The organism is Rhodococcus huquni, from assembly GCF_055231055.1.
In genome coordinates this window covers 56,103-70,804 of record NZ_JBUYWE010000004.1, presented here as the reverse complement: position 1 = coordinate 70,804, position 14,702 = coordinate 56,103, and the positions used below count along the sequence as shown (strand labels likewise).

The 14,702-nt window shown below is 64.9% G+C and carries 17 protein-coding genes; 2 read left to right on the top strand and 15 right to left on the bottom strand.

Going from position 1 to position 14,702, the window contains the following annotated elements:
• Positions 1 to 167: 167 nt before the first annotated feature.
• A complete protein-coding gene (locus ACZI8R_RS09555) occupies positions 168 to 683 on the top strand; it encodes a M23 family metallopeptidase (RefSeq protein WP_463379361.1) in 516 nt (171 codons plus the stop codon).
• On the opposite strand, the gene ACZI8R_RS09550 is transcribed toward ACZI8R_RS09555, so the two are convergent.
• The 10 genes from ACZI8R_RS09550 to ACZI8R_RS09505 form a co-directional block, all read right to left on the bottom strand.
• Positions 668 to 1,612, bottom strand: coding sequence for a tyrosine recombinase XerC (locus ACZI8R_RS09550; protein ID WP_463379360.1), 945 nt, complete (start codon positions 1,610 to 1,612; stop codon positions 668 to 670). The genes ACZI8R_RS09555 and ACZI8R_RS09550 overlap by 16 nt on opposite strands.
• 51 nt (positions 1,613 to 1,663) lie before the next feature.
• Positions 1,664 to 2,437: a siderophore-interacting protein gene (locus ACZI8R_RS09545; protein ID WP_463379359.1), complete on the bottom strand. Its 774-nt coding sequence runs from the start codon at positions 2,435 to 2,437 to the stop codon at positions 1,664 to 1,666.
• Between the two features lie 182 nt (positions 2,438 to 2,619).
• Positions 2,620 to 3,756: a DNA-processing protein DprA gene (gene dprA, locus ACZI8R_RS09540; protein ID WP_463379358.1), complete on the bottom strand. Its 1,137-nt coding sequence runs from the start codon at positions 3,754 to 3,756 to the stop codon at positions 2,620 to 2,622.
• Positions 3,753 to 5,261, bottom strand: coding sequence for a YifB family Mg chelatase-like AAA ATPase (locus tag ACZI8R_RS09535; protein WP_463379357.1), 1,509 nt, complete (start codon positions 5,259 to 5,261; stop codon positions 3,753 to 3,755). The genes dprA and ACZI8R_RS09535 overlap by 4 nt, the downstream gene beginning before the upstream one ends.
• Complete coding sequence (locus ACZI8R_RS09530; protein WP_463379356.1) at positions 5,261 to 5,617, bottom strand: YraN family protein; 357 nt, start codon at positions 5,615 to 5,617, stop codon at positions 5,261 to 5,263. The genes ACZI8R_RS09535 and ACZI8R_RS09530 overlap by 1 nt, the downstream gene beginning before the upstream one ends.
• A 157-nt stretch (positions 5,618 to 5,774) precedes the next feature.
• Positions 5,775 to 6,092, bottom strand: coding sequence for a DUF2469 domain-containing protein (locus ACZI8R_RS09525; RefSeq protein ID WP_005240496.1), 318 nt, complete (start codon positions 6,090 to 6,092; stop codon positions 5,775 to 5,777).
• Between the two features lie 37 nt (positions 6,093 to 6,129).
• Positions 6,130 to 6,810, bottom strand: a complete 681-nt coding sequence (locus ACZI8R_RS09520; protein WP_463379355.1) for a ribonuclease HII — start codon at positions 6,808 to 6,810, stop codon at positions 6,130 to 6,132.
• Between the two features lie 17 nt (positions 6,811 to 6,827).
• Positions 6,828 to 7,607, bottom strand: a complete 780-nt coding sequence (lepB, locus tag ACZI8R_RS09515) for a signal peptidase I (RefSeq protein ID WP_463379670.1) — start codon at positions 7,605 to 7,607, stop codon at positions 6,828 to 6,830.
• A gap of 82 nt (positions 7,608 to 7,689) precedes the next feature.
• Positions 7,690 to 8,031, bottom strand: coding sequence for a 50S ribosomal protein L19 (gene rplS / locus ACZI8R_RS09510; RefSeq protein WP_463379354.1), 342 nt, complete (start codon positions 8,029 to 8,031; stop codon positions 7,690 to 7,692).
• 94 nt (positions 8,032 to 8,125) lie between these two features.
• Positions 8,126 to 9,010 carry a hypothetical protein gene (locus ACZI8R_RS09505; RefSeq protein ID WP_463379353.1) on the bottom strand — a complete coding sequence of 295 codons (885 nt, stop codon included), beginning with the start codon at positions 9,008 to 9,010 and terminating at the stop codon, positions 8,126 to 8,128.
• Between the two features lie 122 nt (positions 9,011 to 9,132).
• Here ACZI8R_RS09505 and ACZI8R_RS09500 point away from each other — a divergent pair, with 122 nt between their 5' ends.
• Positions 9,133 to 10,266: an FAD-dependent oxidoreductase gene (locus ACZI8R_RS09500; RefSeq protein WP_463379352.1), complete on the top strand. Its 1,134-nt coding sequence runs from the start codon at positions 9,133 to 9,135 to the stop codon at positions 10,264 to 10,266.
• On the opposite strand, the gene ACZI8R_RS09495 is transcribed toward ACZI8R_RS09500, so the two are convergent.
• The 5 genes from ACZI8R_RS09495 to rpsP all read right to left on the bottom strand — a co-directional run bounded on the left by ACZI8R_RS09495 (position 10,267) and on the right by rpsP (position 14,631).
• Entirely contained in the window at positions 10,267 to 12,585 is a 2,319-nt protein-coding gene (locus ACZI8R_RS09495; protein ID WP_463379351.1) for a Tex family protein, read from the bottom strand.
• A 76-nt stretch (positions 12,586 to 12,661) separates the two neighbouring features.
• Positions 12,662 to 13,354 (bottom strand): tRNA (guanosine(37)-N1)-methyltransferase TrmD, encoded by a 693-nt coding sequence (trmD, locus tag ACZI8R_RS09490; protein ID WP_463379350.1) that lies wholly within the window; start codon positions 13,352 to 13,354, stop codon positions 12,662 to 12,664.
• A 10-nt stretch (positions 13,355 to 13,364) separates the two neighbouring features.
• The gene (gene rimM, locus ACZI8R_RS09485) at positions 13,365 to 13,913 is read right to left on the bottom strand and encodes a ribosome maturation factor RimM (RefSeq protein ID WP_463379349.1); all 549 of its coding nucleotides are present in this window, start codon (positions 13,911 to 13,913) and stop codon (positions 13,365 to 13,367) included.
• Positions 13,914 to 13,924: 11 nt separating this feature from the next.
• Positions 13,925 to 14,167: an RNA-binding protein gene (locus ACZI8R_RS09480; RefSeq protein WP_463379348.1), complete on the bottom strand. Its 243-nt coding sequence runs from the start codon at positions 14,165 to 14,167 to the stop codon at positions 13,925 to 13,927.
• Positions 14,164 to 14,631, bottom strand: a complete 468-nt coding sequence (gene rpsP, locus ACZI8R_RS09475; protein ID WP_463379347.1) for a 30S ribosomal protein S16 — start codon at positions 14,629 to 14,631, stop codon at positions 14,164 to 14,166. The genes ACZI8R_RS09480 and rpsP overlap by 4 nt, the downstream gene beginning before the upstream one ends.
• Positions 14,632 to 14,702: the final 71 nt, after the last annotated feature.

Here is a 14,702-nt window from a genome sequence, read left to right as displayed (position 1 = left end):
GGACTGTGCGAGCACAGACCGCTCGACCAGTGTACGGCCTGCAACCCACTCCCCATAACCGCGATATCTGTCAAGCCCCTTTCGCGCCCGTGTGGACAACCGAACGGTCCGTCCACATGACGAGTTACGTGCGGTTTCGTGCGCGAAGATCGAGCACTGTCGTCCCAGTGAACCGACCTCGCAGCGCTTCTCTCCTGCCGATACTGGCGGCCCTACTCCTGATCGGTACCCCAGACACAGCCGCGATACCGACCTCCGATTTCGACTGGCCGCTCCACCCCCGACCGAAAGTGGTACGCACGTTCGACAAACCGGAACACAATTGGCTACCGGGTCACCGCGGGGTCGACCTTGTCGGCCCCCCCGAGCAGGCCGTGCTCTCCGCGGGGGCCGGAATCGTCGCATTCGCCGGCGAGGTGGCCGGTAAGCCGACGGTTTCCGTCGATCACGACGGCGGCCTGCGAACCACCTACGAGCCGGTGATCGCCCGCGTGCGCCGCGGCCAGCGCGTGGGAATCGGAACGGTGTTGGGCGTACTCGACACCGGCCACCCCGGCTGCCCGGCTGTCGCCTGCTTGCACTGGGGCGTACGACGCGACCGTGAATATCTCGACCCGCTCCGCCTCGTCCGCACCGCTCCCCTGCGCCTCAAACCGGTCGAGGCGGATCAGGCTCTCGGGTGAGCCTGATCGTGCACCGCCCGCAATCGCTCGACCGAAACGTGCGTGTAGAGCTGCGTCGTTCCCATGCTCGAGTGCCCGAGCAGTTCTTGGACGACCCGTAAGTCGGCGCCGCCTTCGAGGAGATGCGTTGCTGCGCTGTGCCGGAGCCCGTGGGGGCTCAGGTTCGGCGACCCCGACACCGCGGACATCACGTCGTGAACGACGCTGCGTGCCTGCCGCTGATCCAATCTCCCGCCGCGCTTTCCGAGCAACAGCGCATTGCCGGAGGATTCGGTGACCAACTTGGGCCTGCCCGCACGCAACCACGCGTCGATGGCGTCCGCGGCCGGCCGGCCGTACGGAACCGACCGCTCCTTGTCACCCTTGCCGATCACCCGCAACAGACGGCGATGCTTGTCCACGGACACCATGTTCAGGCTGCACAGTTCACCCACCCGAATACCGGTCGAGTAGAGCAGTTCGACGACGAGCCGATCTCTGAGCGCGATCGGGTCTTCCTGCGCTGCACCGAGTTCTGCCGCATCCATCGCTTCCACTGCCTGCGCGCGGCGAAGAACTGCGGGCAGTGTTCGGTGAGCACGCGCCGCGACCAGCCGTACGCCCGGGTCGGTCGCGAGACGCCTTGTGCGCATCAACCAGGCCGTGAAGTTTCGCGCGGACGATGTCCTTCGCGCGAGGGTCGTCCGCGCGGTCCCTGCCGCGGCCTGAGCAGCAAGCCAGGACCGAAGAACCGAAAGGTCGAGCGTCGAAATCTTCGCTTCGGGCTCTGCTGAAGCGAAGTGACGCAGCAGCGACCGTACGTCGGCGAGGTAGGCGCGAACAGTGTGTTCCGACCTTCCGCGGCCGAGGCGCAGATGCTCCGAATACTCGTCGAGCACCTCGTCGAGTTCAGGCGGCAACGCGACCCCGGACCCGCGCTCACCGTTCATACAGCCATGATTCGTGGCCGGTGGTCGCCAGGCAAGCGGGACACGCCATACTCAGCCCTGCTCGGCCGCAGCGAGCTCCGACTTCCACACTCGGAAGCCCTCTTCGGTCCGCCCCCTGCGCCAGTATCCGGAGATGGACGCGAAACCTGCGGAGACTCCACGCTCCTTGCGGACGTACCCCCGCAGGTTGGTCATGACCGCCTGCGCCTCACCGTGAATGAACACGTGCGCCTGCCCATCGCGCCACGACACGTTCCGAACCGCTTCGACAAGCGGCGCTCCGTCACCGGACTTGGAATCCTCCACCTGATCCGACGACGCACCTCGGTGTATCCACCGCACGTCCACGCCGGCCGGCGCACTGATCGGCAACTCGTCCTCGGGGCCGCCGACCTCCACGAGCACGTTTCCGACCGCATCGGGTCGGAGCCGTTCGACGGCGGCGGAGATGGCGGGAATCGCAGTCTCGTCACCGGCGAACAGATACCAATCGGCCGACGGGTCGGGTACGAAGGCGCCTCCCGGGCCACGAACCTCCAGCTCATCCCCGGGACGCGCCGACGCCGCCCACGGACCGGCGACGCCGACATCTCCGTGCACAACGAAGTCGACGGCGATCTCCCGCTTCACAAGATCGACCGATCGAATCGTGTAGGTGCGGACTACCGAGTCCTCACCTACTCCGAATGCGAGCTTCACGTACATGTCGGTGAAGGCGTTGGGAGTGAACGAGTCGAAACCCGAACCGCCGAGGTGCACTCGAATCATGTGGGGCGTCAGCTGTTGCGTTCGAACCACTGTCAGCACCGTTGTCGGCTTCGCCATTTACGACCTCGAATCCTCGATTACACGCGTACACAAGTAAGCATTACCTAACTACCGTACGCGAATGAGGGAGATACGGCCCATGAGCGGCGTCCGGAATCTCGGTCCCCCATTCATCACGTGGATCGAACACCCGGAGCCACGGATCTTCCAGAGTCGTCCACCTCTGGATCCCGACGAACTCATGGTGATCGCCTCCAGCCGTCCTCGTCCGGGGCCGCGAATCCGTCGAGTTCCAACTGCGCGAGCATTGTTCGCACGTTTCCGATCGGCACCCCGGATTCCACGGACACGTCCTGGACCGACAGGGATCCCCGAATCGGCAGCGCCTCGTAGACCAGCAGTGCGTTCCCCTCGAGCGAATCCGTCTCACGTGTCACCTTCTCGTCCTCGCTGTCGGTGAGGCCGATCGGCCCCGCCTCCTCGACCACGTCCAACGCCCGCGTCACCAGGCGCGCCTCACCTTCTCGGATCATCCGGTTGCAGCCGGCCGAGGATGCGGACGTGACGGGGCCGGGCACGGCCATCACCGGGCGTCCCATTCTCCGAGCCCAACCAGCGGTGTTTCGAGCGCCGCTACGCCACCCGGCCTCCACCACGACCACGCCATCCGACAACGCGGCGACCAATCGGTTTCGTGCCAGAAATCGATGTTTGGCCGGCGACGTACCCGGCGGATATTCGCTGATCACCAGACCGTTCTGAGAGATCTGACGCAACAACCGCGCGTGCCCGGCCGGATAGGCGCGATCGACCCCGCACGCCAGCACGGCGACGGTCACACCACCCACTCCGAGCGCTGCGCGGTGTGCGGCACCGTCGATCCCGAAGGCTGCGCCGGAGAGGACTGTCCAGCCGTCGAGTGCGAGGTCACCGGCAATCTCGGCCGTGACGTGTTCGCCGTAGCCACTCGCGGCGCGGGTTCCCACGATCGACATCGATCTCTCGGTCAAGTCCGCGAGCGAGCGAGAGCCGACGACCCACAACGCCAGCGGTGCGCCGTCGGCACGCGAATGCCCAAGGCCGTCGAACGCGAGCATGCGCCACCTCGGCCATTCGTCGTCGTCCGGAGTGACGAGACGCCCGCCGATCTCGGACAGTTGCCGCAGGTCGTCGCCGGCCGTGTCCACGTGCGCTCGGGCAACCGTTCGCTCCCCCAGGTACTCGGAGAGGTCTCGCTCACGTACTGCCCGGGCGGCCTCCTCCGGCCCCACCTTGTCGATCAACTCGGACAACGGGGCACACGGGCCCTGCACCACCTTCGATAGATACGCCCACGCCTGTAGGCGCGGATCCCCGATTTCTTGTTGCAGCGTCATCGAGTCCCCCGATCGCGAAATCCCAACGCCGTGGTCACCTGGTCGGCGCCCGGCATGTCCACCCCGGCCAGATCCCCGAGGGTCCAGGCAACTCGCAAAGCACGATCCGCGCCCCTAGCGGTGATCACACCGCGTTGCAATGCCCGCTCTACGGGCGCAAGCGCGTCTCTGGACAGACGAAATCGTTGACGCAACGCCGGGCCCGGTACTTCGGCATTGCTGATCCAACCGAAGTCCTGCCACCGCTCGGTTGCAGCAGTCCGCGCCTGCGCTACGCGCTCGCGGACCGTTTCGGTGCTCTCACCGACCTCGTCGATCAATGCGCCGGTCGCCACGGACTGCATCCGCACCCGCAAGTCCACCCTGTCGAGGATCGGCCCCGACAACTTGCCCAGGTACTTACGCCGAGCGGTCGGCGCGCACACGCAATCCGCCTCCCGCGCGGGCGCACACGGGCACGGGTTGGCCGCCAGAACCAGCTGGAATCTCGCTGGATAGCGGGCGACGCCATCGCGTCTCGCAATCCTCACCTCGCCATCCTCGAGCGGCGTACGAAGTGCTTCCAAGACCTTGGTGCCGATCTCGGCACATTCGTCGAGGAAGAGCACCCCGCGATGGGCACGGCTCACCGCGCCCGGCTTCGCCATGCCGCTGCCGCCGCCGACGAGGGCGCTGACCGTCGCGGTGTGATGGGGAGCGATGAACGGCGGAAGGTCGATGAGCGGACGTCCGGACGGAAGGGTGCCCGCAACGGAGTGAATTGCGGTGACTTCCAACGACTCCGATTCGGTCAGCGCAGGCAGGACACCGGGAAGCCGCTGCGCCAGCATGGTCTTGCCGATTCCGGGTGGCCCGGTGAGCATCAGGTGATGAGCGCCCGCTGCCGCTACTTCTATCGCCCACCGCGCTTCCGACTGGCCGGCGACCTCACTGAGGTCCGCGTAGTCCGCGCGCGTCGCGTGAGTCGGCGGCTCCGGGGAAGTCAGCTGCCGCTCGCCGCGAAGCCATCCGAGCACCCCACGGAGAGTTGCCGCCCCGAGTATCTCGATTCCGCCGACCAGGCCGGCTTCGGGCAGCGCGTCCTCCGGAACCACAACGGTGGCCCACCCTGCTTTCTTGGCGGCCAGTACTGCGGGCAGAACTCCACGAACCGAACGAAGTCGGCCGTCGAGGGCCAACTCACCGAGCAGTACGGTGCGCCGAAGGCGATCGCGCTGAACCTTGTTGGCCGCATCGAGAACAGCGGCCACCAAGGCCACATCGTAAACGGACCCCACCTTCGGCAATGTTGCAGGTGACAGCGCAAGTATCACCTTGGAATCCGGCCATTCCTCCTCCGAATTCGTCACCGCCGCACGAATTCGATCCCTGGCTTCCTGTAGAGCGGTGTCGGGCAACCCCACGAGGTGAACAGCAGGCAGGCCTCGACCGATGTCCGCCTCGATCTCGACGACCTGTCCGTCCACACCGGTGACGGCAACTGAATGCGCGCGACCGAGCGCCATCAGAATGCGCCTTCGATGTGGTCGATACGCGGCGCGCAGTCGTTCTCGATGAGGATGGACACCACGTCGAAACGGACGCGTCCCCAATGTCGACCCGAGGAGCGCAGCCATTCGAGGCCCAACAGCCTGATCCGGCGCTGCTTGGTGACAGTCACGGCCTCGGCGGGTGAACCGAAGCCGCGTCCCGTTCTCGTCTTGACCTCTACGAAGACCAGGCAGTCGTTCTCGGCACCGATCAGATCGATCTCACCGTGTCGCGAACGCCAGTTGCGTTCGACGATCTCCATACCCGCTTCGACCAGATAGTCGGCCGCCAGCTGTTCTCCGTGTGCTCCGAGCGCGAGATTGTGCCCCACCGCCGGCCTCCGTCACCCCCGGCGACTCCGCCCCTCGGAGCCGCTCCGATCAACAGAGTGCACCCGGCCGTGGACCACGCGAACGAAACGGCCAGGTCGCAAACCGATCTGTGGACAACCGGAGCGATGTGGAAAAGCCGCTATCGATACCGGGGTATCAGGACAGACCGTTGTCAGGAAGGCGCAGGTCAGGCTTGTCGAGCTCCTCGATGTTCACGTCCTTGAACGTGATCACCCGGACGTACTTCACGAAACGCGCCGGGCGGTACATGTCCCACACCCACGCGTCGGACATCCGGAGCTCGAAGTAGATCTCACCATCGGCGTTGTGGGGCAAGAGCTCCACGGAATTGGCCAGGTAGAAGCGGCGTTCCGTTTCGACCACGTACGAGAACTGACCGACGATGTCGCGGTATTCACGGTAGAGCGACAGCTCCATCTCGGTTTCGTACTTCTCGAGATCCTCGGCACTCATCGGACGGAAGGCCCTCCTACTCGGGTGTGAACAGTCATCATCTCGCACCACTCACAGCGACGCCCACCCGGTCCCGAACCGCTGCCACGTTCGCGTACGAGAAACGATGCTCGTCGCTCGGACCCAACTCGTGCAGAGCCGACATGTGCGCCGTCGTGCTGTATCCCTTGTGTATCGCGAATCCGTATCCGGGGTACACATTTTCGAGATCGATCATCACTCGGTCTCGGGTCACCTTGGCAAGAACACTCGCGGCGGCAATACACGCCGCCGCACCGTCTCCGCCGATCACCGGCAACGATGGCGCCGAAAGACCCGGCACCCGGAATCCGTCGGTGAGTACGTATCCCGGCGTCTCCCCCAGACCGGCGACTGCTCGCCGCATTCCTTCGATGTTGGCGACATGAACGCCGATTGCATCGACTTCCCAGGCAGGCACCTGCACGACACTCCACGACAACGCGAGCCGGGTGATGATCGGGAACAGTTCTTCCCTGGACTTCTCCGTGAGCTTCTTCGAATCGTCGAGTCGAGCCAGAGCGGGATGCGGCTTCGACGCGAGTACACACGCCGCCACCACCAGAGGGCCGGCGCATGCCCCTCTGCCGGCCTCGTCGACGCCCGCCACGGGCCCGAGTCCGCTGCGAACCAGGGCAGATTCCATCGTCCGCAGACCGGAGGCCCTACGGATGACGGTGCGAGGTGGCCAGGTGCTCAAGCGATTACGCCAACTTCTCAGTTGCCCTGAATATCGGGAGAACTGATTCCACCCGTGCGGCCGGGCGGCAGTGCGATGAATTGGGCCTTACCGATCACGTTCTCGATCGGAACCGTGCCCTGCAAGTCGTCTCCGACGTGGAAACGGGAGTCCGCAGAGTTGCTGCGATTGTCGCCCATCACCCAGATGTTGCCTTCGGGCACCGTGACGGGGGCGAAGCAACGGCCGGACTTCAGATCGCTCTCGCAATCCTGTTGCCCGGGCACGAAGGGGAAGTCCATCTTGACGTACGGCTCGTCGAGCGGCTTTCCGTCCACCAGAATCCGCCCCTGCTCGTCACAGCACTCGACGGTCTGGCCGCCGGTAGCGATGACACGCTTGACCAGGTCGTTCTCGTCCGGGGGCACCAGCCCGACGAGCGAACCGACCTCTTGTGCCCCGCGGACGATGGCATTGTCCGAACGCGTCGAGACGAACTCCTCGGACCACGAGTCGGGGCCACGGAACACGACGACGTCGCCGGGCTTCGGATCGTGGAATCGGTAGCCGATCTTCTCCACGACGATGCGGTCACCGGTGCAGCCCGGGCAGCCGTGCAGCGTGGGCTCCATCGACTCCGAGGGAATGAGATAGACCCGTGCAACGAAGGTCTGGAGCAGAAAGCTCAGAACGAGCGCAACGAGTATGAGAATGGGCAGCTCACGCCAGAAGGATCGCTCCTTCTTCTTGCCCTTCTTCCCGAAACGTTCGACCGCCTCGTCGGCTTCATCTCGGGCATTCTCGGACTCGGACGACAATGCCTGCTCCTTCGACGAATCGGTCACAGAAAACAGATTAGCCCGGCGCCGCAACTGTGCGACGCCGGGCTCATCCGAAAGATCAGCGCTTCTCCTTGATCTTCGCGGCCTTGCCACGGAGATCGCGCAGGTAGTACAGCTTGGCGCGGCGAACGTCACCGCGGGTCAAGACCTCGATCTGGGCGAGGTTGGGGCTGTGCACCGGGAAGGTGCGCTCGACGCCGACGCCGAAGGAGACCTTACGAACGGTGAAGGTCTCGCGGACACCGCCACCCTGGCGACGAATCACGACGCCCTTGAAGACCTGCACACGCTCCTTCGAGCCTTCGATGACCTTCACGTGCACATTGAGGGTATCGCCGGCGCGGAATGCGGGAATGTCGTCGCGGAGGGACTTCTTGTCCAGGAAATCGAGGGTGTTCATCGGTGTTCCATCCTTGCGTTTTCGCAGGAGCAGAGGAACCGAGCGGCACCCGGCAGTGCATTCACGTCCGGTGCTCGTCTGGTTCGTGCCCAGTTCAAGTAGCGTCACCTGGTCCAGGCAACCCGTCAATTGTGCCAGACGGATCCCCCATCAGGGAAATCGGTGCAGGTGCGGGGTGCACTACGTGCTCCAGTTCTTCCTCTGCGGCCGTTCTCGCGTGTTCGACGCTGGGTGTACCCGCCACCAGATCTTGCACGTAGATCTTCGCCCGGATCACCGGACGCCGCCACCTCCGCTCACGCACGATGGCTCGACGCATCCTTTTCGGCTTGCGGGTGTAGCGCCACCTGGCCCACGGAGCACCCGGCCTACTCAGACGTAGCGCCCCCACTATCAGGATCGGAAAGATGAACAGTCCGACCATGCCTGTGAATATCTTGCCTTTCGCGAGCACGATGCCGGCAAGCAGAAGATTGACAACGGTCGCCGCGCTGATCGCAGCGCGCAGCCACGGATCGGGTTCACTCCGAAAGCCTGCGACGTCGAACAATTCGAGAGGACGGAATCCGAGCAGTACGAGGCCCGTCACAGCGACCGCGATGAAGACCGCATCGACGGACGTTCTGCCCTGTTCGGACCAATACACGTCCTTCAGATAGAAGATCAGTGCGAACTCGTCGAGAACCAGGGCGGCGCCGATACCGAAGAATGTCGCGAGTACCGCCCCTGTCGTCTGCGTCCCGTCCTCGTAGACGGCAATGATCGCCCCACCACTCACGAGCATCGTGACGACACCGAACACGACGTGATGAACGTGATGACCACCCGGCGTCACGTTGCCGGGCCACCATTTCACGTCCGCTCGAATAAGCCGGACGCTCAACCTGATGAAGAGAAAAGCCGCGAGAAACCCCACGAGGAAGAAGAGCAGAGGGAGCCGACCATTGCCGACGATCTCGCGCTCGAGCCACTCGCGCATCGGCGCCCTCCTCACGGGTCGTCACGAGCATCGCATGCCCGACTCTTCCGCGCAGGCACTCGCGCCCACTAGCGTCGACGACAGCAGCAGATTCGCCGAGGTCGCCGGGCCAGGAGGCAGGCATGGTCGATGTACTGATCGTCGGAGCCGGGCCGACCGGGATGGCCCTCGCAGCGGCACTGACCCAGCAAGGCAGGTCGGTCGCGTTGGTCGACCGCTTCGACCAACGTTCTGCATCGTCGCGTGCGGCCGTGGTTCATGCCCACACCTTGGAGATCCTCGAATCCATCGGGGTCGCGTCCACTCTGGTGAGTCTCGGGAGTCCCGCGCACCGCTTCACCGTCCGGGACCGCGACCGGGTGCTCGTCCCAATAGAATTCACCACCTTGCCGAGCCGATATCCCTATTCGTTGATGATCTCGCAACACGTCACCGAAACCGTGTTGAACGATCGGCTCGACGATCTCGGCGTCGCCATTCGTCGCTCGACTGTCGTGACGGGCGTACACGAATCCGGCGACGCGATACATGCGCAACTGGCGGACGGCGAGACTCTCGACGCTCGCTACGTGGTCGGTGCCGATGGGATGAACAGCACTGTGCGCAAGAGCGCCGGAATCCCGTTCGAAGGTGACGACGTGGCGGAGTCGTTCACGCTCGCCGACGTATCCATCGACGGCGCACTCCCCCACGACGAAGTGATTCTGTTCTTCTCCCGAGCAGGCATGGTCGTCACCGCACCACTGCCCGGAGGTCACTTCCGAATCGTCGCCGCCGTCGACGAGGCGCCGAGAGACCCTGACCGGAATTTCATCCAAGATCTCCTGAACGACCGAGGCCCCATCCAGCCGGTTCGAGTCGGCGAAGTGGAATGGGGTTCCCGATTCCGCATCCATCACAAAGTTGCCGCCACGTACCGCCAAGGACGTGTACTGCTCGCGGGAGATGCAGCGCACGTCCACAGCCCGGCCGGTGGGCAGGGCATGAATCTGGGACTGCACGATGCCCTCGCGCTCGCAGACTCCCTCGGCCGCGTACTCGACGGCGGCTCGGACACGATCCTCGACGACTACGCCCGCCGGCCCCTCGCCAGCGACATCGTGTCGTTCTCCAAGGTTCTGACCAGGCTCGCCACCGTCCCACCTGCCGTGCGCCCAGCACGAAATCTTGCGCTGGGCGCGCTCGGCAGAATTCCGGCGGTGCGCCGCAACCTTTCGATCCGGTTGTCCGGACTGGTGTATCGCAAGGACGCTTGATCAGCGCCCGAAGCCCGCCTGCCGCAAAGCATCCGCCATGGAACCGCTTGCGGCCGGTGCGGAATCACGGCGACCCGTGGGCTTTCCACCGCGCCGATCCCCGCCACCCGGTTTACGGTCGCCGCCCTGCTTGCCGTTCTCGCGGCGGTCGCCGGCAGGCTTGCGCTGTCCGGCCCCCGGCTCGTCGTCGAGTCGAAGTGACAACCCGATCCGTTGCCGCGCTTCGTCGACCTCGAGAACTTTCACCTTCACCACGTCGCCGGACTTCACGACGTCGTGTGGGTCCTTGACGAATGTCTTCGACATAGCCGAGACGTGTACCAATCCGTCCTGGTGAACGCCCACGTCGACGAAGGCACCGAACGCGGCGACGTTCGTCACTACACCCTCGAGCACCATTCCGGGCTTCAGATGCGCAACCTTCTCGATACCGGCGGCGAAGGTCGCCGTCTTGAACTCGGGGCGCGGGTCGCGTCCCGGCTTCTCGAGTTCACCGATGATGTCGGTGACGGTCGGAAGTCCGAAGCGTTCGTCGGCGAAGTCGGCGGGATTCAACGCTCGGAGCGTGCGGGTGTTGCCGATGATCTCGCGAACGCCCGTGCCGGTCGTGTCGACGATTCTGCGCACGATCGGGTACGCCTCCGGGTGGACACTCGAGGCGTCGAGCGGATCCTCACCGCCCGCGATGCGCAGGAAGCCCGCGCACTGCTCGAATGCTTTCGGGCCGAGTCGGGATACGTCCTTCAGTCCCTTCCTGCTGACGAAGGGACCGTTCTGGTCTCGGTGAGCAACGATGCTCTCGGCCAGCGAACCCGCGATTCCGGACACCCGAGAGAGAAGCGGCACCGATGCGGTGTTCACGTCGACCCCTACGGCGTTCACCGCGTCCTCGACCACCGCACCCAAGGATCGCGCCAGGAGGGATTCGGAGATGTCGTGCTGGTACTGCCCCACACCTATCGATTTGGGGTCGATCTTCACGAGCTCTGCCAACGGGTCCTGAAGTCGGCGCGCGATGGACACGGCGCCACGAATCGACACATCGAGGTCCGGCAACTCCTGGGACGCATAGGCGGACGCCGAGTAGACGGACGCGCCCGCCTCCGACACGACGATCTTGGTGAGATCGGACGCCCCGGCGACCTTGATCAGTTCCGCGGCGAGAGTGTCCGTCTCACGCGACGCAGTCCCGTTTCCGATCGCGACGAGTTCGACACCGTGTTCCTTCACCAGTCGGGCGAGCGTGACGAGTGCCGCGTCCCACTTGGCGTGTGGCTGGTGCGGGTAGATGGTCTCGTACGCGACGACCTTCCCGGTGGCGTCGACGACAGCGACCTTCGTACCGGTACGGAACCCGGGGTCGAGGCCCATCGTGGGACGAGTACCGGCCGGAGCGGCAAGAAGCAGGTCACGCAGATTGTTGGCGAACACGTCGACGGCATCGTGCTCGGCAGACTGCCGCAGCCGCATCCGCATGTCGATTCCCATGGTGATCAGAAGCTTGGTGCGCCACGCCCATCGCACGGTGTCCAGGAGCCAGCGGTCGGCGGCCCGGCCCCGATCGGCGACGTCGAACCGAGTTGCGATCCGGCCCTCGTACACGGTGGGGACACCAGGCTCGGGCTCGTCCGCATCCGGCGCCAGAGTCAGCGAGAGCACACCCTCCTTCTCGCCACGCAAGGCAGCGAGAATGCGGTGCGAGGGCAGATTCGTGAAGGGCTCGGAGAACTCGAAGTAGTCGGCGAACTTGGCACCCTCGGTCTCCTTGCCCTTCTTCACCGCCGTCACGAGTTTGCCGCGGCTCCACATCAGCTCGCGCAGCTCACCGACCAGGTCGGCGTCCTCCGCGAACCGCTCCACGAGGATCGCGCGAGCGCCCTCGAGCTGCTCGGCGTCGTACTGGGCGGGGTCGGTGGTCGGATCGCCGATGAGCGCATCCGCAACCGGCTCGTGGCCGGCCTCGCGCGCGATCTGGGCCTTGGTACGCCGCTTCGGTTTGAACGGCAGGTAGATGTCCTCGAGACGCGCCTTCGTTTCCGCCAGCATGATCTGCCCACGCAACTGGTCGTCGAGCTTGCCCTGACCGTCGATCGATTCGAGGATCGCCTCTCGACGCTCGTCGAGTTCCCTCAGGTAGCGCAGCCGCTCCTCCAGTTGGCGCAGCTGGGCGTCGTCGAGCATGCCCGTGACTTCCTTGCGGTAGCGGGCGATGAACGGAACGGTCGACCCACCGTCGAGCAAGTCGACGGCCGCGGCCACCTGTCCCTCTCGAACGTCGAGTTCTTCGGCGATGCGCTGGTTCACGGTCTTCAGAGTCACGAAAACTGACCCTACCGCCCCCGTGAGACAGAGATTTCAGCGGTGAAGGGGACTTCGGCGATCAGGCGCTGCCGCATCAAGGCAACAGATCGGGCCTTCGCTCGGTGGTCCTGACCACCGACTGCTCACGCCGCCACTGGGCGACCTTCGCATGATCCCCGGACAGCAGTACCGGCGGGACGTCCAGCTCGCGCCAGCTGGCCGGCCGCGTGTAACTGGGCCCCTCGAGCAGGCCGTCCGAGAACGAATCCTCTTGGTGCGACTGTTGATTCCCCAACACACCGGGCATCAACCGAACCACAGCCTCGGCCATCACGAGCACCGCGGCCTCGCCCCCGATGAGTACGTAATCGCCGATACTCACCTCTTCGACTCGTACTCGGCGGGCGGCATCGTCGAAGACGCGCTGGTCGATACCTTCGTACCGGCCGCAAGCGAAAACCAGATGCCTCTCGTCGGCCCAACGGTGCGCGGTCTCCTGAGTGAAGGGAACTCCGGCCGGAGTGGGGACGACGAGAATCGGGTCACTGTCCGCGTCCGGGCCACTCAGTACGTCGTCGAGTGCCGGGCCCCACACGGTGGGCTTCATGACCATGCCCGGACCCCCGCCGTAGGGAGAATCGTCTACGGCCTTGTGTACGTCGTGGGTCCAGTCGCGCAGATCGTGGACGCCGACGGAGATCAGACCCTTGTCGATGGCCTTACCGAGCAAAGCCGCACGAAGCGGCTCGAGGTACTCGGGAAAAATGGTGACGACGTCGAGACGCACAGGTCACCGCCTACTTGCCGTCGGCGGGTTCACCGAAGTCGGGGTCGAGCAGCCCCTCGGGCGGGTCGATCTCGACCACGCCGTCGGCAATCGATACCGACGTGACGATGGCCGCTACGAACGGGATCAGCAGCTCCCGGTCCTCGCCCACGGGACGAACGGACAGCAGTTCACCTGCTGCCGAATGCAATACCTCCAGGACGGTGCCCACCTCGGAACCGTCGGCCAGACGAACCGACAAACCTTCGAGTTCGTGGTCGTAGAACTCGTCCGGGTCGTCCGGGGTTTCCAGTTCCTCGCTGTCGATGACGAACAGCGTCCCCCGAAGTGCGTCCGCCGCGGTGCGATCCTGCACCCCGACGAGACGCAGCAGAAGCCGCCCGGAGTGTTCCCGGGCGGCTTCCACCTCGTACGTTTCGTGCTTCTGCTCGCGCGGCTTGCGGCCGTGCAGTTCGGCACCCACGACGAATCGATCCTCGGGTTCGTCGGTGCGAACCTCGACGACCAACTCGCCCTTGATGCCGTGCGATTTGGCCACTCGGCCGACAACGAGCTCCACTGCCGGGCCGTCTACTGATCCGTGTCGACGACGTCGACCCGGATTCCGCGGCCACCGATACCGGAGACCAGTGTCCGCAGAGCCGTGGCGGTACGGCCGCCACGACCGATGACCTTGCCCAGGTCGTCGGGGTTCACATGAACCTCGACGGTGCGTCCCCGACGTCCGGTGATCAACTCGACACGGACGTCGTCGGGATTTGCGACGATGCCTCGGACGAGATGCTCGACGGCATCGGCGACGACGTCACTCACTTCTGCGCAGCCTCGGAGTTCTCGGCAGCGGCGTCTTCTGCCGGAGCCTCGGCAGCAGCCTCGGCGTCATCGGCCTTGGCCTTCTTCTTCTTGGGGGTGACGGCCTCGGCGACGGGCTCGTTCTCGGCCTGCGCGAGCGCAGCCTGGAACAGCTCGAGCTTGGTGGGCTTGGCCTCTGCCTTCTTCAGGGTGCCCTCGGCGCCCGGCAGGCCCTTGAACTTCTGCCAGTCACCGGTGACCTTGAGGATGGCCTCGACGGGCTCGGTGGGCAGCGCGCCCACTCCGAGCCAGTACTGCGCACGCTCGGAGTCGACCTCGATCAGCGAGGGCTCTTCCTTGGGGTGGTACTTGCCGATGGTCTCGATCGCACGGCCGTTGCGGCGGGTGCGAGAGTCGGCGACGACGATGCGGTACTGCGGGTTCCGGATCTTGCCGAGCCGGGTGAGCTTGATCTTGACAGCCACTGCTGTACTTCTCCTTCAGCGCACACGAAAATGCGCATGTCACGTGCAATTCAGCGACCCGCAAGGATAGC